The organism is Microbacterium sp. AK031 (genome assembly GCF_024807145.1).
Taxonomy (GTDB): domain Bacteria; phylum Actinomycetota; class Actinomycetes; order Actinomycetales; family Microbacteriaceae; genus Microbacterium.
On record NZ_JANUCA010000008.1, the window covers coordinates 54,686 to 71,990 of the forward strand.

Below are 17,305 nucleotides of genomic sequence, written 5' to 3' on the forward strand. Positions count from 1 at the left end.
TTGGTGGAATATCGTGTTAGTGTCCGATTCTGGTAACGATATCAATCCGACCCGACTCGATCATCACCCTTGAAACCCGAACGAAGGAGTTCCGCGTTGAAGCTCTCACGAAAAGCGGCCACCGGCGCCGCAGCCCTGATCATCGTGGCATCTGTCGCCGGATGCTCCAGCACGGCCGCGTCCACGAACGAACTGAGTTTCGTCACCGATAAGAGCTGGGACTTCGAGAAGTTCTCCGCCGTGTCGGAAGACGACATGGACGTCGCGCTCGATCCCGCGTACTACGCCGATCAGAATGCCTTCCAGGCGTTCATCAAGCAGTCCTTCCGATCCAACAAGGCCCCCGGGCTGTTCACCTGGCACACGGGTTCCTCGCTCGAGGACCTGGTCGCGGAGGGACTCGTCGCCGAGACCACCGAGATCTGGGAGAAGGCAGTGGCTGACGGTAACGTCAGCGAGTCGGTCAAGGACCTCTACACGATCGACGGCGCCCAGTACTGCACGCCCATAAGCGTCGACGACTGGGTCATGTACTACGACAAGCGCACGTTCGCGGACCTCGGCCTCGAGGTGCCGACGACGTGGGACGAGATGATGACGACCGCCGACACCCTGGTCGATGCGGGCGTCGCTCCATTCTGGAACTCGGGCGGGAACCCGTGGGCGTTCGTGTGGTTCCAGATCCTGACAGCGGGGACCGACGTCGATCTCTACAACGACCTCGTCGCCGGCGACGCGAAGTTCACGGACCCGGAGGTCGTCGAGGTCATGAACGTGTGGCTCGACATGAAGGAGAAGGGGTACTTCACCGACCCCGGTTCCAAGACGCCGGCCGAGACGCAGATCAAAGACCAGGAGGTGGCGATGATCCCGTTCGGCACCTGGTACTCCAGCACTCTCGACACGGTCGGCCTGGAGAGCGGCAAGGACTGGGGCGTGTTCCCGATCCCCAACGTCAACCCGGATCAGGACGTCGTCCCGGTCGCGACGGAGACCGCGCCGGTGTGCGTGCCGGAGTCGTCTGCGCAGAAGGAGCTCGGCCTCGAGTACTCGGAATGGTGGATGGGCGCCACGGCGCAGACGGCATGGTCGGAGCAGCAGGGCAACCTCCCCTTCAACCCCAAGGCCACTGCCGGCACTGAGGAATTCCAGGCCATCGGCGATGAGTACACCGACCCGAAGTACGTCTTCTACCTGCGCTACTACGAGGCGGCCCCGGCTCCGATCCTCACGGCGTCGCTCGACGAGTTCACCGGATTCATGACCAACCCCGGCGATCCGATGCCCTACCTCGAAGGCATCCAGCGCGTCGCCGACGAGTACTGGAGTGAGCATTGAGCCGGACGCCGGCTAGCTCCGCGCGGCAGCGCGACGCCTGGGCCTTCATGGGCCCGGGCGTCGCGGTGGTCGTCCTCGCGCTGTACATCCCGGTGCTCTACACGGTCTATCTCAGCTTCACCGAATACGACGGGCTGGGCGACCCGGAGTGGATCGGAGCCGACAACTACGTCGAGATGTTCCAGGACCCCGCCATCCTGCTGTCCATCGTGAACACGCTGGCATGGGTGCTGGGAACGCTGATCGTGCCGGTCGGACTCGGCCTGCTCGTCGCCTACCTGGCTTACGGGCTACGGGGCGCCGCATGGCTCCGCGTGCCGTTCCTCATCCCCTACGCCCTCTCGGGCGTCGCGGTCGGCGTGATCTTCTCGTTCGTGCTGCAGAACGGCGGTGCGCTCTCGCAGGCGCTCGCCTTCCTCAATCTTCCCGGGTCTGAACTGCGATGGCTGCAGGATGCTCCGTTGAACACCATCGTCATGATCCTCGCGGCATCCTGGCAGGGAGTCGGCGTCAACGCCCTCCTCTTCACCGTGGGTCTCCAGTCGATCCCGAAGGAGCCGCTCGAGGCGGCGAAGGTGGACGGCGCGGGAGGCTTCCGGCTCTTCGCCTCGATGGTCTGGCCGCTGCTGCGCCCCACGACGACGATCGTGGTCGGGCTTTCGATCGTGAACAGCCTGAAGACCTTCGACATCGTGCAGTCGATGACCCAGGGCGGCCCGAACCGCGTCTCGGAGACCCTCGGCGTGACGATGTACCGCGAGACCTTCCTCAACAACGAGTACGGGATGGGGTCGGCTGTCGCGATCTTCCTGACCGTCATCACCGTCGCGGCATCCCTGATCTACCTCCGTCGTCAGCTGTCGCTCGGCGACGCTGCGCCGAAGATGGATGCTGCACCGAAGGGAGCGCGACGCTCATGACCTCCAAGATCGTCCGCTATGTCATCCTCATCGCGATGGGCATCCTCTGGCTGCTCCCCATCTATCTCCTTCTCGCGAATGCGGGCAAACTCACGTCCGAGTACTCGGGCAGCAACCTGTGGGCGCCAGGCAACTTCCCCGCGCTGGTCTCCAACATCGTCGACGTCTTCACGACCACAGACGTGCCCTCCGGCCTGTTCATCACCCTGATCTATGCCGTCGTCGCACCTTTCATCGCCGTGATCCTCGGTGCAGCGGTGGGCTACGCGGTGATCGCGCTGAAGCTGAAGCACGGGTTCTTCTGGTTCTTCGTCATATTCTGCGGCACGGTGTTCCCGCTGCAGCTCATGGTGATCCCGCTGTTCGCCGCGTACTCGGAGGTCGGGCTCTTCGACACCGCGGTCGGGATGATCCTCATCTACTCGGTCGTCTGTCTGCCGTTCTCGGCGTTCGTGATGCGCAACTTCTTCGCCGGCATCGCCGAGTCCGTCTTCGAGGCAGCCGTGGTCGACGGTGCGAAGCCGTGGCGCATCTTCACGCAGATCTATCTGCCGATGTCCCGCAGCGCCCTGGTCGTCGTGTTCATCCTGCAGGCCACCTGGGTCTGGAATGACTTCCTGCTCGCACTGATCCTCACGCAGAGCTCGGAGACGCGACCCGTGATGCCGCTTCTGCAGGCCCTGCAGTCTGTGCAGGGCGGTGGCTCGGCGTTCACCGTGCTGCTCACGGCGGCCCTGCTCGTGTCGATTCCGACAGCGCTCCTGTTCGGCCTGAGCCAGAAGTACTTCCAGCGCGGACTCGCGCTCGGACAGTACTGAGGCGGGTACGCTCACCGTGCCCGACATGCGAAGGTGCCTGATCCATGAATGAAGAGAAGCCAGAAGGTTCCATCCGCGCCGACGGGACCCCGACGAGCGATGTCTGGGTGCTGGATGTGGGCGGCAGTCATGCGACCGCGGCATCCGTCAGCCTCAGTGAGTCGTCCGGTTCGGTGACTGCGTCGGATACCGAAGCGCTCGACCCGTCGCTCTCGGCTGACGCGTTGCTGGACGCGTTCGCCGCACCCGCGCTCCGACTGCGATCGGCGAGCGAAGGGGATTCGGCGCGACCAGACCGCTGGGTCGTCGCGATGCCCGGTCCCTTCGACTACGAGTGCGGCATCGGCATCTTCGAAGCGGTCGGCAAGTTCGACTCCCTGCGGGGCGTCTCGATCAGATCCGGACTCGCGAGCAGGCTCGACGTCGATGCGAGCCGCATCCACTTCGTCAACGACGCGGTCGCGTACGCGCTCGGCGAGTGGGCGTTCGGATCTGCCACGCGGGCGGAACGCCATGTCTGCATCACCTTGGGCACCGGCATCGGGTCGGCCTTCCTCGATCGTGGCCTGGTAGTCGACGAGGGGAGTGAGGTTCCGCCCAACGGTTGGGCCTATCTACTCGAGTCCGACGGGCGACCTCTCGAAGACGTCGTCTCCACGCGGGCGATCGTGCGGCATTTCTCGCAACGCACCGGTCGGGTTCAGACCGTGAAGGAGATCGCCGAGACGGCGCGCATCGGAGACCCGGATGCGTCAGCCGTTCTCGATCAGGCGATGTTCGCGCTCGGGGTGACGCTCGCTCCCTGGCTCACGTCGTTCGCCGCCACCCGACTGACGGTGGGCGGATCGATGGTGCGCTCCTGGCCTGTGCTCGTCCGCGGGCTCACCGACGGCCTCGCTCACGGTGGCGTACCCACCGATCTCGAGGTGCTCCCTTCCGCCCTCCTCGACGCCGCGCCCGTACTCGGTGCCGCGTTCTGGCTCAACTCACACGAACAGTCCCCGAACTCACAGTCCCCGAATTCACTGAGGAGTGACAACCGATGAAACCTGCCCTCATCTCCGCCAGCCCTTGGACAGGCGAGGAAGCCCGCGCCGGGCTGATCGAGCGCGCGACCGCCGCGGTCGGCCGCATCGGAGCGCACACCGTGCGGATCATCCCCGAGCCGTTGCAGCGGAAGGTCGACGGTCAGAGCGCTCGCAGCGTGCGCGTGATCGTGGAAGGCGAACAGGCCGATGTCGAGGGACTTGAGGTCCTCATCGTCGACGGCCAAGGCGCGACCCTGAACCTCGAGCGAGCGGCATCCCCAGAGGGATCGGTGCGCGTGATGGTTCCGGCATCCGACTCTTCTACCGACGTCGAGGTGCGCATCCCGGCACTCGGCGCGGAGTCGGTCGCCGTGCGCCTGGACGGCGTCCGCCCGTGGAGCGTGCATGTCGTGCACCACTCGCATTTCGACTTCGGCTACACCGATCCCCAAGCCGCGGTGATCGCCAATCAGCGCTCCTACCTGGACTCCGCCGTCGAGCTCATCAACCAGACCGCTGAATGGCCGGAGGCATCGCGCTTCCGCTGGAACGCGGAGGCACTGTGGGCCTTCAGCGATTGGGAGAGCAACCGCACGCGCGCAGAGATCGACGAGCTGGTGCGATTGGTGCGCGAAGGCTCGATCGGGCTGAGTGCGATGCCGTACAACCTGCACACGGACACGTGCTCGACCGACGAACTGCACGAGCTGCTCGCCTCGGCGCGACGCATCCGTGACGAGTACGGCATCCCGTTCACGAGCGCGATGCAGACCGACGTCCCCGGGCAGGTCGCCGGCCTGCCGGATGCGCTGTCCGACCTGGGCGTGCGCTTCCTCGCGGTGGCGCACAACTGGGCCGGCCGCTCCGAGCCTCACAAGAACGGTGCTCTCGACATCCCTCGGTTGTTCCGGTGGCGCTCCGCCGCCGGCAACTCCGTGCTGGTCTGGATGACCGACAGCCCGCACGGGCTGGCGTACCTCGAGGGGCCGATGGTCGGCTTCACCGAGTCGTACGAGACGCTGGAGACGCTCTTCCCCGCGTACCTGACCGCTCTGTCCACGCGGGGATACCCGTTCCCTCCCGGCGTCTTCGGAGCGCACGGTGAAGAGGACGAAGGCCGCCAGCCGTATCCGTGGGATGTGCTGCACGTGCGCACGCAGGGCTTCAACGGCGACAACGGACCGGCCCGCCTGCACCTGTCCGAGCAGGTGCGGCAGTGGAACGAGACGTGGGAGTACCCGAAGCTCCGGGTGTCGCGCAACGAGGACTTCTTCGAGGAGGCCGAGGAGCGGTTCGGCGACGAGCTCGTCACGTTCGAGGGGGACTGGGGCGACTGGTGGGTGGAAGGTGTCGGCTCCGGCGCCGTGCCGCTGTCCCTGGCACGCGAGGCCCAGGTCTCGGCGCCGAACGCTCGGACGATCTCGCAGCTGTCGAAGTGGAGCGGCGGAGAAGCCGTCGCCGCGGAGGCCGCCGATGCCAGGGCCGCGTACGACTCGATCTCGATGTTCAACGAGCACACCTGGGGCGCGAGCAACTCGTGGACCCACGGCGATGAGGGATACGACTCCGGCGAGCGGCAGTGGCAGTGGAAGGTCGGCCATGCGATCGCCGCGCATCAGCGCACGTCGGATGCCACGGAGCACGCGCTCCACCATCTTGCGCAGGCCGTCGCTCCGGCGGATGCCGCGCTCGCCAGCTATGTCGTCGTCAACGCCGCAGGACATGCGCGCTCCTCGCAGGCACGCGTGCTGGTCAAGGAATCGCATGTGCCGCTGGACGCGGACTTCGCCGTGCTCGACTCGCGCACCGGTGCGGTCGTGCCGCACACGGTCGAAGCGCAGGGCAACTCACTGCATCGTGAGTCAGGCCGCTGGATCACGTTCCCGGTCGCAGATGCTCCTGGCGTCGGTTGGGTGCGATTCGATCTGGTCGCCGCCGACGAACCGGCGGCTGCGCCGGTCGTGCACCCGCTGCAGAGCGCGCCGCGCGAGCAGCTTCTCGTCCTCGAGAACGATCACCTCCGCGTCGAAGTCGATGACCGCCGATCCGTCATCCGCTCGATCATCGAGAAGGCCACCGGTCGTGACTGGGTGAACACCGAATCCGTCGCGGGGTTCAACGGGTACATCTACGACACGTACGGAAGCTCCGGCGCCGGCGTCAACCACCTCGCGAACAAGCTCTCCGTCTCGCCGCGGCTGGAACTGCTCGCGTCGCGCACGGTCGCCCGACCCTCGATCGTGATCGAGCGCGTCGACGATGCGGTCGAGCAGCGGCTCGTCTACGAGTTCGCCGCCGACGGCGTCGACAGCGTGCAGGTCACCCTTCGGCTGCGCCACGGTGACTCGACGCTCCTGATCGAGAATCGCGTGTCGAAGCCCGTCACCCGTGTGAAGGAGAGCGGCTACTTCGCGTTTCCGTTCGCGGCGGATGACCCGGTCGTGCGCTTCGAGGTCTCGGGCGGTGTGACGGGCGACGGCATCGCGCACATTCCCGGTGCGCCGCAGCACATGCGCGCGATCCGCAACTGGGTCAGCGTCGCCGACGGCGCGGATGCTGTCGCCTGGGCGACGAAGGACGCTCCGCTGGTGCAGACCGGATCGATCGCGCTGCCGTACTCGCCCTTCCCTGCCAGCACGTCTCCGCACGAGCCGGCGACCGTGTTCTCGTGGTTCCACAACAACGTCTGGGACACCAACTTCCCGATCGAACAGGGCTTCACGGCCACCTTCACGTATGCCGTCGGCGTGCGGGCTCGTGCTGGACAGAGCGTCCCGGCGCTCGCGATCGAGACGGCTTCGGCAGCAGCGCGTCCGCTGCTCTCGATTCCCGCAGCCGGCCGCGGCGCGACGTCGGCGGAGGAGTCGTTCGTGCGCGTGAACGATGATCGTGTCGCGCTGGTGGGCGTGGGCGCGGCCGACGAGGCGGGCTGGTCACGCGTGCGGCTGCAGTCGTTCTCCGACGAGCCGGTGCAGTTGTCGCTCGAGGTCACGGGAGCGGATGCTGCGCGTCGCACGACCCTGCTGGGAGATGTCCGCGGCGACATCGCCGTGGAGGGCGGGCGGATGACGCTGGAACTGGCGCCGTTCGAGACCACCGCGGTCGAGGTGCGCACCTCGGGCGACGACTGAGCGCTTCGGTAGGAGGTGAGCGGGGTGGCGATCACGACATCGCCACCCCGCTTCTTCGTCGGCGAGGTGCGTTGCCGCTGTGGTGCCGCCGCTGTAGATTAAATATATCTATTGGATACTGCGAATGGGTGGGCGTGCTCTACAAGCGAGTCTATGAATCGTTGCGCGAGTCGATCACGCAGGGGATGTACGCCGTCGGCGAGAAGCTGCCGTCTGAGGCAGAGCTTTCGAAGCAGTTCGAGGTGAGCCCGATCACCGTGAAGCGTGCACTGGAACTGCTGCGCTCCGACGGGATGATCATGCGCAGGCCCCGGATCGGCACCGTCGTCACGAGTGCGACACCGGCGGCGACGGCGACGCGGGCACCTGTCGAGTCGGACAGCAGATCGACGCTCATCGGATGCGTGCTCACGAGCTTCGACGACACGTTCGGCAACAAGATCATCGAGGGCGTCCTGGCTGCTGCCGGCGCCGACACGCATGTCCTCATCAAGCGATCCGGCGGCGACCTCGTAGAGGAGGATGCCTGCATCCGGGCACTGGTCGACGCAGGGGTGGATGGCCTCATCCTGCTGCCCAGCTCGTCGGAGTACATCCCACCCGCCGCGCTGGAGCTGGTCGCGAAGAAGTTCCCCGTCGTGATCCTCGACCGCCTCTTCGACGGCATCCCGGTCTCCGCCGTCTGCTCGGACAACCTGGCCGGTGGCCGCGCCGCCACCGAGCACCTCCTGGAGCTCGGGCATCAGACGATCGGCTTCGTGAGCTCGACGAGCCACGTCTCCTCGAGCGACGATCGGCGCAGCGGCTACATCCACGCGCACGCGATGAACCATCTGCCGCTGGAGAACCGCGCGGAGCTTCGCACCATCGGCTCGACCGTGCCCGGCAGCTCGGAGACCACGGAGCAGGACATCGCCCGTCTGGTCGAGTTCGTGGAGCAGCATCCCGACATCACCGGGTACGTCGCTGCCGAGTACAACATCGCGCTGATGCTGCGCGAGGCATGCGACCGACTCGGGCTGGAGGTGCCGACCGACATCTCGATCGTGTGCTTTGACCACCCGGACGCCTTCTTCGACACCCGGATGTTCCGCTACAGCCACATCCGTCAGGAGCAGCACGACCTCGGCGAGAAGGCGATCGAGTCAGTGCGGCGCCAGATCGATGCGCCGCACGCGATCGAGAAGGTCGTCCTGCCCGTGGAGCTCGTGGTGGGCTCCTCGTCGGCCGCACCGCGGTCGTAGCCAGGACGCAGTTCCGCCCGCAGGCCGAGGCCCACGGGCGGAACTGAACGCCGAGAGCGTCTAAGCGGCGTGCTCAGCCGACTCCACTGCGGCAGCCCGCGCCTCGAGCCGCGCGCGCTGCTCGACAGCGAAGATCGCGCTCACCATCGTCGAGTAGGGAATCCACTCGACGGGCAGCTTCGACCAGTCGTTCCCCGGGCGCAGTCGATCGCCGACGAGTCCGTTGGCCCAGAGCGCGTCCGTTCCCGCCCGCAGGAACTGCTCGAGCTCAGCTCGCTCCTCGGCGTGTGAGCCGTCGAGCGCGAGCGCCGCGAGCAGCTCTCCGAGATAGCGGTAGAAGACGCCCTTGAAGAGGCCTTCGTCTCCACCGTCGCCCTCATCGGGGAACACGGTCCCGTCGCTCAGCTCTCGCACGGCGGTGACTGCCGTCTGCACGGCGCGCTCGAGATACGCACGGTCCGCTGTCGCTCCGAACAGCTCGACCGCCGCACCGACGTACAGCCCCTGGTTGTAGGTGAAGCGCCACTGAGTGTCGACCCTGCCGTCGTCTTCCCGGTTGACGCCATCCTCGACGAAGCCGTCGTCGCCGACCAGGTTCGCGGTCAGCCAGTCGAAGGCACGCTGCGAGTAGCCGAGGTAGTCTCGCGAGTCATCGCGGCGGCTGAGGCGCACTCCGAGGATCGCGAGCGGACCGTTCGCCGGCGTGTTCTTGTACGCGAGCTGCTGCTTGCGCCAGGCGAGGCTCCAGCCGAGGGCCTCGTTCCAGCCCTCCGCGATGACGTGATCCCAGATCGCGATCGCCTCGTCGAGATACTGCTGCTCGCCGGTCGCCGCGTGCACGCGCTCGAGCGCCAGGGCGAACCACAGCATGTCGTCGAAGTAGTCGTTGAAGAGCTGACCGCCGTTGCGCTCCACGATGTTGTCGCGGGCGACGAGCGCGAGCGAGCGCCAGGCGGGGTCGCCGGTGCGCTCCCAGGCGTCGATGCGCGCATCGATCACGTGGGCGAGCCACCAGTAGTTGAACACCTCGGTGTTGCCGCGGTCGTGCGGGTGGCTGTTCGCGAGGTACTGGGGGCCCTCGACGAGGAAGAAGTGGTCGAGGCTCTGCTGCGCGATGTCGGCGTTGGCCGACCACGTCTGCGCGGTGCTGCTGGTCATGATTCCTTTTCTATGTATGAGGATCGGATGCTGCGGCTCAGCGTCAGCGGTTCTGTTCGAGGATCTGGTCGCCCTGCTCCTGCGCATCCTTCAGCGCCTGCTCCGCGGAGATCTCACCGGAGAGGAAGCGCTCGAGTGCGGGGACGAGTGCCTTGCCGTCGACATCGGAGTAGCCCTTCACGCTCGGCCGGGCCTGCGCGTAGTTCATCGTCTCGATGAAGGCGGCGTAGTGCTCGTTCTCGGTGAAGTAGGGGTCGTTCGCGGCCTCGATGTTCGCGGGGATCCATCCGGCGATCTCACCGAAGGCGACGCCGTTCTCGGCTTCGGTCGTCCACCACTTCATGAACTCCCACGCGCCCTCGGCGTTCTTCGCACCCTCGGGGATGACGAGCCCGAACCCGCCCATGTATGCACCGGTGTCACCGTTCGGACCGGCGGGCGGCTGCACGACGCCGTATTCGAGGCCGTCGACCTTGTTGAGCGTCGAGAGCGCCCACGGGCCGTCGAGCTTCATGGCCGTGCGGCTCTCGGCGAACGAGTCGCCGGTATCACCGAAGCCCTGCTCGTAGACTCCCGCATCGAGCAGGCTCTTCCAGAACTCAAGCACCTCGAGCCCCTCGGGGCTGTTGTACGCGGTCTTGGTCTGGTCGTCGTTGAGCAGCTGCCCTCCGGCCTGGGCGAGGTACATGTTGAAGAGTCCCGGGTCGCTGAGATCGAGGCCGGCCTGGGTGAGCTTGCCGCCCTCCGAGACGGCGAGTGCTTCGGCTGCGGTCTTCAGTTCGTCCCAGTTCGTCGGCGCTTCGACGCCGGCATCCGCGAGCAGAGTCTTGTTGTAGAGCAGGGAGCGGTTGTCGACGAGCAGCGGCAGGCCGTACAGCTTGTCGTCGACCTCCATCTCACCGAGCGCCGGCTCGTAGAAGATGCTGGTGTCGATGGCATCCTCTTCGACGAACTCGTCGATCGGAGCGAGCGCGCCCTTGGGTGCGTAGAGAGACGTCTGGTACCTGTCCCACAGCACGACGTCCGGTACCTGGCCGCCGGCGAGGGCGGTGAGCAGCTTCTCCTCGACGAGTTCTTGGGGCACGTATGAGACCTCGTAGTCGTCCTGCGACTCGTTGAAGCGCGCGGCCTGCTCTTCGAGCTGGTCGACCTGGTCGCCCGACCACGAGCCCCACATCACGACGGGTTCGGGTCCGCCGTCGCTCCCCGCGTCATCTCCGCCGGAAGCGCATCCGGCTGCCGTGAGAACAAGCGTTCCTGCGGCGAACAGGGTGAGGACCTTCAGGTGTTTCTTCATCGAACTCTCCTTGGTGTGATGGTGTGGTGGTGTGAGGGGTGAAAGGGTCTACTTCGAGCCGACGTGGGCGACGCCCTCGATGATGTAGCGCTGCGCGAAGAGGAACACGAGCAGCACGGGAAGGCTTGCGACGACGGTTCCGGCCATGAGCGGTCCGTACGCGGTCTCGTAGTTGTTCACGAACGAGGCGAGCCCGACTTGAACGGTCATCATGTCCTGACTGTTGAGTACGATCAGCGGCCACAGGAAGTTGTTCCAGCCCGCCTGGAAGCTGATGATGCCGAGCACGGCGAGTCCGGCCTTCGCGAGGGGGAAGTAGATGATCGCGAAGATGCGGAACTCGCTCGCGCCGTCGATGCGTGCGGCTTCGCCGAGTTCGTCGGGCAGAGTCTCGAAGAACTGCTTCATGAAGAACACCGCGAAGGCTCCGGCGGCACCGGGGATGATGACCGCCCAGTAGGTGTTGATCAGGCCGAGTCCGCCCTGGCCGAACACGTCGTTGCCGCCGGCGAAGGGGATCGACCGGAGGATCAGGAACGAGGGGATCATTGTGATGATGCCGGGGATCATGAGCGACGAGAGGAACACTGCGAACACTGCGGTGCGCCCTCGGAATCGCAGCTTCGCCAACGCGTACCCGCCGAGGGCGCCGAAGAAGATGTTCGTCGCCGCGCCGCCGATGCCGAGCACCAGAGAGTTGACGAAGTAGCGTCCGAACGGGACTTCCTCGAAGACCTGCAGGTAGTTCTCCAGCGTCGGGTTCGCGGGGATGAGGTTGAGGGCTCCGGAGAGGATCTCGCTCGCCGGCTTCAGTGAGGTGGAGATCGTCCACACCAGCGGGGCGATCGTGATGATGCTGATCAGCACCACGCCGATGTACCAGGCCACGGCGGCGGTGCGCTGACGCGTGGTCTTCTTGCGTGCGGTCGGGCGGAGATTGCGGGCGGCGCCGGCGGCCAGAACCGTCTCGATGGTGCGATTGCCGCTGAGCGTGTTCGTCATCAGGCGCCCTTCCTGTTCGTGAGCTTCGCGTTCAGGAGGGAGAACACCAGGATGATGAGGAACAGCACGAAGGACAGCGCCGAGGCGTAGCCCATTTCGAGCGCGCCGAAGCCCTTGTTGTAGATGTAATAGACCATCGTGACGGTCGAGTTGCCCGGCCCGCCCTTGGTGAGGACGTACGCCTGGTCGAACACCTGGAACGCGCCGATGATGAGCAGGGTGGAGACGAGGAATGTGGTGCGGGTGAGCGAGGGCAGGGTCACGTAGCGGAACTGCTGCCAGGCGTTCGCGCCGTCGAGGCGTGCTGCTTCGTACAGGTCGTTCGGAACACCCTGCAGTCCGCCGAGGAAGATGATCATGTTGGCGCCGAAACCGGCCCAGACGCTCATCATGACGATGGCGATCATCGCCCACTGCGACTCGTAGAGCCACGCGGGGCCGTTGATGCCGAACCAGCCGAGTACCACGTTGAGCAGTCCGCTCTGCGGGTTGAGCATCCAGAACCAGATGGTCGCGGTGGCGACGGTGGAGGCGACGACGGGGATGTAGAAGAAGGTGCGGAAGAGGCGCACCGCCCGGTAGCGGCGGTTCAGCAGCAGCGCCGTGGCAAGGGCGACGATGAGTCCGGCCGGCACGTAGAGGATCGTGTAGTACGCGGTGTTGCGCAGTGCGATCCAGAAGAACGGGTCGACGGCGATCTGGAAGTAGTTCTCCAGGCCCAGCCATTCGAAGTCTCCGACGATCGCGTAGTCGGTGAAGCTGATCACCAGAGCCATGACGATCGGCAGGGCCATGAAGATCACGAACAGCGCGACCGGCACGAGCAGGAACAGCCAGGCGTTCCACGTCATCTGCCTGGCGGAGGGGTTGCGCGGCTTGCGCGGCCGTCGGGGTGCCGGCTCCGTCTTGTCGACGGCGGGCGGGGGCTGGGTGATGGTCGGTGCGCTCATGCGCTGCGCGCTTCTGTCAGAGGCACGCGCCGCAGAGTACGCAGGCCTGTGATGTCGAGGACGAGTTCGCAGAACATCGCGTTCGCCCATGAGAACCACGGGCGCGTGTAGACCTCTGGGTTGGTCGCGAGGAACGATTCGTGCATGAGGCCGGTGCCGGCATCCGTCTCCAGCAGCAGGCGGCGGATGCGGTCCTTCTCGGCCGTGTCGTCGGTGGTGAGCCCTTCCACGCACAACGCGATGGGCCAGATGTGGCCGTCGGGCGTGTGGGGGCTGCCGATGCCGGCGGCTTCGGTGCCGGAGGAGAGGATGCCGGAGACGAAGGTCGGGTTCGCCGCGCTGAGAAGGAAGTCGCGGGTGGCGAGGTAGAGCGGGTCGTCTGGTCGGCACCAGCCGAGCAGGGGGAGCGACATGAGGCTGGGCACGTTCGCGTCGTCGGTGAGGAGGATGCCGCCGCGGCCATCGATCTCGTAGGCGTAGACGTCTCCGTGCTCCGGTGCCTCGACGACCGCGTGCTGCTCGATCGCGCGGGCGATATCGGTGCGGAGTTCGCGGGCGCTCGCCGCGAGGCCCGGGTCGCCGAGGACTTCAGTTGCGATGGTCTCGATGTGCTGCAGTTCGACGGCGGCGAAGATGTTGCCTGGCACGTTGTAGCCGTAGGCGCAGGCATCGTCACTGGGGCGGAAGGCCGACCACGTGAGTCCGGTCGGCACGGTCTCACTGCCGCGTCCGTCGCGGACGAGTGTGTCGGTGGGTGGGCAGTCGAAGCGCTCGAAGCGGTAGGTCGACTGCTGCTCGTGGTGCTGTTCTGTGCGCCAGAGATCGATGACTGCGCGCGCGGCGCGGGCGAAAGAGTCGCCGAGGTGATCGGTGCGGCCGGTGATCGTCCAGAGGTCATGGGCGAGCTGCACGGGGTAGCAGAGTGAGTCGACCTCGTACTTGCGCTCCCACACCCATGGCGACTGATCGGTGAGGTCGCTCTGATGCCCGTCGCCGTTCGCCTCTGCGTTGAACGCGTTGGCGTACGGGTCGAGGAGGATGTACTCGATCTGCCGACGTGACACGGCGGCGATCATGTCGGCGATGGTCTCGTCTTCGGCCGCGAAGTGCAGGTAGGGGGCGAGCTGCGCAGTGGAGTCGCGGAGCCACATCGCGGGGATGTCGCCCGTGAGCATGAAGAGCGTGCCGTCTGGCATCTCGCGGAGCGTGGTTCCGAGGGTGTTCTCGAAGCAGCGCGCGAACATGGCGGTGGTCGCCTCGTCGGTGCGCTCGCGTACGCGCTCGACGACGGAGTCGATGAATGCCGAATGGGTCTGAGCCACAGTGCTCCTCGGTCGGTTCGTGTCATCGCCCTGCGTCGGGCGACGAGACCGAGTGTAAAACGGAATCGGCAATAAGTCTATTTATATCTTTAAATATATTGAGGATGCTGTCAGGTGATGCCGGGGCGTCAGGCTCTGCCTGGTTCGGCAGATCAATAAGTATATCTAATGCGCTGACGCCCAGGATGTTGCCGTTTCGGGCAGCATCCTGGGCGTCAGAGTCGGTTGTCGACGTCAGCTGATGTCTGACAGATCCCGCCGATCCCACGCGAGCATCGCGAAGATCTGGATCATGCCCGCATTGTCGAGTGTCGCCGCGGGGCGCGTCGGGTTGTAGTCGCCGCCACCGGAGGGCTGGAAGTGGAACAGTCCGGTCTCCGGGTCGCGGTTGGAGTCCCACGTCGAATGGGCGTACTGCTCGATCGCGTCACGGTAGTCAGAGTTCTTGCGAACGGAGTCGAGCAGCAGAAGGTCTCTGAAGTAGAACGCGTTGAAGATCGCTGGCTGCTGTTGGAGGCGATTCTCGGCCGTCCAGTATGCGAGCGATCCCTCAGCGGCCGCTTCGGCTTCCTTCACCCATTTCACGTCGCCAGTCGCACGGTACAGGATCGTCGCGGTGGCGATCATGGAGCCGGAGTTGTAGGTCCACAGGGTGGGGTTGATCTCGCCGGCATCGTTGATGCTGTTGGAATAGAGTCCGGGCGATGTCCCGAGGCAGTTGGTGTTCCAGTCGTAGAGCTTCTTGCTCCACTCCAGATAGTCGGCTTCGCCTGTCTGCTCGTACAGGTGTGCCGCGAGCTGGGCGGTGAGCCCGGTGATGTTCGCACCGCGGTCGGCGTTGTCTGCCCGGTCGATCCAGTCCATACCTCCAGGGCAGGTCAAGCTCTCGTCCGTGTTCCAGCCGCGGATGACGATGTCGAACGCCCCTCGAGCCTTGTCGAGATAACTCGCATCGTCGGTCTTGCGGTACTCCCTGACGTTGGTGAGGCCGACGATGGCGTTGTCGTCGTAGTAGACGTCGCCGCCTGTTCCCAGCGGCGCGGGGACGTACGATTCGTATCCGGCTCGGTCGCCATCGCGAACGGCGTAGTAGAGGTCGAAGTTGGCGACTCGCTGCCGCGTGACGTTGTCGTAAGCGGTGCCGAACCCGCGTACGCCCTGCAGGTCGGCGGTGGCCTGAGCCGCCTCGCGGTACTCCCACAGGTACGAGTACGGGTTGCCTTCGCCGGAGGTGTTCAGCTTGTAGAGCTGGTGGCCGGCGGCGCCGAGGTAGAGGTGGTCCTGCATCGCGTCGTATGTCGTCACGGCGCGGTCGCCCCAGACAGGGTCTGGTGTCGGGGGTGCGGCGTGAGCTGAAAGCGGTGCGGTGGCTGCCAGCGCGGCGACGGTCGCCAACGCGAGCGCCGAAGCGCGCTGTCTCTTGGATCGAAGTGGAGAGTGCAACTTCATCGTCATTCCTGTCTCTTCGGTTGATATCGTTACCAACTTAACCAGGGTGGTGCATGAAGGTAGGGCGGGTCAACCCCGATATCGGTAGCTCAGGAGCTCGGGGAAGTTCGGCGGTCTGCTGCCCGGCACTGATGAGAGTCAGTTCCGGACGGGTTGGCTCTCGGTCAGAATGGGATGGTCAGGCCGCCGTCGGCCGCGACGGCGATGACCTTCTTGTCGATCAGTCGGTTGATGACCGCAGGTGCGTCGATCGGAGCCGAACCATCGGTCATCGCGCCGTCACGATCTGGGTCGTGACGGTACGCCGCTTCCAGCCGCTCGCGCGGCACCGGTCCGCCGAGCTCCTTCATAAGCCTTACGAGAGCTCCTGCAACATCTCCTTCATCGGGCTCCAGGCGGGTGATCTTCTCGACGATGCCGCGGATCTGCGCGATGCCCGCTCCGAGAGAGAGGAACGCCTGACCCGTCACCACTGACGCGAGTCCGATCAGCAACTGCCAGAGCGCGTCCTGGCGCAACTTGGTGATGTCGATGTGCCATCGTTCGTCTGCCGTGACCAGCTCCGAAACGATGGGGCCGCTGCGACGGCGATGCGTGCGCGGGATCTCTTGTGTAACCGTGATGCCATCGACGTGCAGTGCACGCGCATCGCGATAGAAAGCCCCGATCTCGTCGGACGTGAGTCGCCTCGCAAGATCTGGTTCGACGATCTCCAGTGCTGTGCGCAGGTCCCGTTTCGAGAAACTCTTCACGGGTCACAGCGTAGCGATGAGCAACACCCACAAAGAGACCAGTCGCGCCTGAATTGAACGTGATCACTCGGCTTGCTGCGGAGCCGGGTCACTCCGGATGCTGGCTGTGATCTTCGACGTCGGGTTCTGCCCGGAGCAGGTCAGCGACCTCTTCCTCCGGGCGGGGCGCGATGTTCTCGTCGAGCTCGATCTCCGGCACACTGGGCTCGCTCGGGCCGGGGATGTGCTCCCGGTGCGGCTGGTCGTCATGGGAATTCACGGCGTCTCCTTCGTTCTGTGGCCGCCTGCGGTCGCGAGCTCGTCAGGCTCAGAGATCGACCTTGCCGCTTTCGCCGCCGTCGTAGCGCTCACCCGTGATCTTCGACTTCACGAAGCTGAACGCTGTGGCGATTTTTCCGCCTGGGGTGTCCCAATACTCGGCCGAGTCCGCGCTGAACTTGAGCACGCCGACCGCGGGGTCGTCCGGTCCATCGGGGAACCAGGCTTCGACCACCGGGTTCCACAGCTCGTTGAGCTTCTCGCGGTCCTCGACGAGGCGTGCCGTGCCCGAAAGCGAGACCCAGGCGTCATTCGAACTGAGCGAGACGTTGGCGTGCGAGTCGGCGGCGAGATCTCTGATCGGCGACGAGTTCTTTGAGACGAGGAACCACAGGTCGCCGTCGAACTCCGCCTCCTGCACCGTGAGCGGGTGCGCGACGAGCGTGCCGTCGGTGTGGCGGGTGACGAACATCGCGAATCGGAACTTCTTGACAAGTTCTGCGACCTTCGTGCGATCGTCCGTGGAGTCAGTCATAGCGTTCACCCTTCTCTTGCGTTCCATCTGTCGCAGTCAACGATGCGCTCTCTGTGCATTCGTGGGAACGGGGTTGAAAGCGACGCGTGTCAGGGATATGGGT

General features: G+C 65.4%; 15 protein-coding genes. 6 read left to right on the forward strand and 9 right to left on the reverse strand.

Going from position 1 to position 17,305, the window contains the following annotated elements; all coding sequences use genetic code 11:
- The first annotated feature begins 96 nt into the window (after positions 1 to 96).
- From HDC95_RS14295 to HDC95_RS14320, 6 genes are all read left to right on the forward strand, one after another.
- Positions 97 to 1,338, forward strand: a complete 1,242-nt coding sequence (locus HDC95_RS14295) for an ABC transporter substrate-binding protein (RefSeq protein ID WP_259064278.1) — start codon at positions 97 to 99, stop codon at positions 1,336 to 1,338.
- Positions 1,335 to 2,258, forward strand: a complete 924-nt coding sequence (locus HDC95_RS14300) for a carbohydrate ABC transporter permease (protein WP_259064279.1) — start codon at positions 1,335 to 1,337, stop codon at positions 2,256 to 2,258. Before HDC95_RS14295 ends, HDC95_RS14300 begins: the two co-directional genes overlap by 4 nt.
- Complete coding sequence (locus tag HDC95_RS14305) at positions 2,255 to 3,076, forward strand: carbohydrate ABC transporter permease (protein ID WP_259064280.1); 822 nt, start codon at positions 2,255 to 2,257, stop codon at positions 3,074 to 3,076. Before HDC95_RS14300 ends, HDC95_RS14305 begins: the two co-directional genes overlap by 4 nt.
- Positions 3,077 to 3,120: 44 nt before the next feature.
- Entirely contained in the window at positions 3,121 to 4,122 is a 1,002-nt protein-coding gene (locus HDC95_RS14310; RefSeq protein WP_259064281.1) for an ROK family protein, read from the forward strand.
- Positions 4,119 to 7,235, forward strand: coding sequence for a glycoside hydrolase family 38 C-terminal domain-containing protein (locus tag HDC95_RS14315; RefSeq protein WP_259064282.1), 3,117 nt, complete (start codon positions 4,119 to 4,121; stop codon positions 7,233 to 7,235). The genes HDC95_RS14310 and HDC95_RS14315 overlap by 4 nt, the downstream gene beginning before the upstream one ends.
- Positions 7,236 to 7,369: 134 nt before the next feature.
- Positions 7,370 to 8,479: a GntR family transcriptional regulator gene (locus HDC95_RS14320; RefSeq protein ID WP_259064283.1), complete on the forward strand. Its 1,110-nt coding sequence runs from the start codon at positions 7,370 to 7,372 to the stop codon at positions 8,477 to 8,479.
- A 60-nt stretch (positions 8,480 to 8,539) separates the two neighbouring features.
- Here HDC95_RS14320 and HDC95_RS14325 read toward each other — a convergent pair whose 3' ends face one another.
- The 9 genes from HDC95_RS14325 to HDC95_RS14365 form a co-directional block, all read right to left on the reverse strand.
- Positions 8,540 to 9,637: a glycoside hydrolase family 76 protein gene (locus HDC95_RS14325; RefSeq protein ID WP_259064284.1), complete on the reverse strand. Its 1,098-nt coding sequence runs from the start codon at positions 9,635 to 9,637 to the stop codon at positions 8,540 to 8,542.
- 43 nt (positions 9,638 to 9,680) lie between these two features.
- Entirely contained in the window at positions 9,681 to 10,934 is a 1,254-nt protein-coding gene (locus HDC95_RS14330) for an ABC transporter substrate-binding protein (protein ID WP_259064286.1), read from the reverse strand.
- A 48-nt stretch (positions 10,935 to 10,982) separates the two neighbouring features.
- The gene (locus tag HDC95_RS14335) at positions 10,983 to 11,936 is read right to left on the reverse strand and encodes a carbohydrate ABC transporter permease (RefSeq protein WP_259064287.1); all 954 of its coding nucleotides are present in this window, start codon (positions 11,934 to 11,936) and stop codon (positions 10,983 to 10,985) included.
- A complete protein-coding gene (locus HDC95_RS14340; RefSeq protein WP_259064289.1) occupies positions 11,936 to 12,886 on the reverse strand; it encodes a carbohydrate ABC transporter permease in 951 nt (316 codons plus the stop codon). Before HDC95_RS14340 ends, HDC95_RS14335 begins: the two co-directional genes overlap by 1 nt.
- Complete coding sequence (locus tag HDC95_RS14345; RefSeq protein WP_259064290.1) at positions 12,883 to 14,208, reverse strand: glycoside hydrolase family 125 protein; 1,326 nt, start codon at positions 14,206 to 14,208, stop codon at positions 12,883 to 12,885. Before HDC95_RS14345 ends, HDC95_RS14340 begins: the two co-directional genes overlap by 4 nt.
- Positions 14,209 to 14,442: 234 nt before the next feature.
- Entirely contained in the window at positions 14,443 to 15,657 is a 1,215-nt protein-coding gene (locus HDC95_RS14350) for a glycoside hydrolase family 76 protein (protein WP_259064291.1), read from the reverse strand.
- A 164-nt stretch (positions 15,658 to 15,821) separates the two neighbouring features.
- A complete protein-coding gene (locus tag HDC95_RS14355; RefSeq protein ID WP_259064292.1) occupies positions 15,822 to 16,409 on the reverse strand; it encodes a hypothetical protein in 588 nt (195 codons plus the stop codon).
- 88 nt (positions 16,410 to 16,497) lie between these two features.
- Positions 16,498 to 16,668, reverse strand: coding sequence for a hypothetical protein (locus HDC95_RS14360; protein WP_259064293.1), 171 nt, complete (start codon positions 16,666 to 16,668; stop codon positions 16,498 to 16,500).
- A 48-nt stretch (positions 16,669 to 16,716) separates the two neighbouring features.
- Entirely contained in the window at positions 16,717 to 17,202 is a 486-nt protein-coding gene (locus tag HDC95_RS14365) for a pyridoxamine 5'-phosphate oxidase family protein (protein ID WP_259064294.1), read from the reverse strand.
- Positions 17,203 to 17,305 lie beyond the last annotated feature (103 nt).

What these genes read in the sequence shown, in the direction of transcription:
- HDC95_RS14365 (WP_259064294.1), bottom strand. Translation starts at nt 17,202, where the DNA reads ATGACTGACTCCACGGACGATCGCACGAAGGTCGCAGAACTTGTCAAG.
- HDC95_RS14325 (WP_259064284.1), bottom strand. Translation starts at nt 9,637, where the DNA reads ATGACCAGCAGCACCGCGCAGACGTGGTCGGCCAACGCCGACATCGCG.
- HDC95_RS14335 (WP_259064287.1), bottom strand. Translation starts at nt 11,936, where the DNA reads ATGACGAACACGCTCAGCGGCAATCGCACCATCGAGACGGTTCTGGCC.
- HDC95_RS14340 (WP_259064289.1), bottom strand. Translation starts at nt 12,886, where the DNA reads ATGAGCGCACCGACCATCACCCAGCCCCCGCCCGCCGTCGACAAGACG.
- HDC95_RS14310 (WP_259064281.1), top strand. Translation starts at nt 3,121, where the DNA reads ATGAATGAAGAGAAGCCAGAAGGTTCCATCCGCGCCGACGGGACCCCG.
- HDC95_RS14305 (WP_259064280.1), top strand. Translation starts at nt 2,255, where the DNA reads ATGACCTCCAAGATCGTCCGCTATGTCATCCTCATCGCGATGGGCATC.
- HDC95_RS14350 (WP_259064291.1), bottom strand. Translation starts at nt 15,657, where the DNA reads ATGAAGTTGCACTCTCCACTTCGATCCAAGAGACAGCGCGCTTCGGCG.
- HDC95_RS14330 (WP_259064286.1), bottom strand. Translation starts at nt 10,934, where the DNA reads ATGAAGAAACACCTGAAGGTCCTCACCCTGTTCGCCGCAGGAACGCTT.
- HDC95_RS14315 (WP_259064282.1), top strand. Translation starts at nt 4,119, where the DNA reads ATGAAACCTGCCCTCATCTCCGCCAGCCCTTGGACAGGCGAGGAAGCC.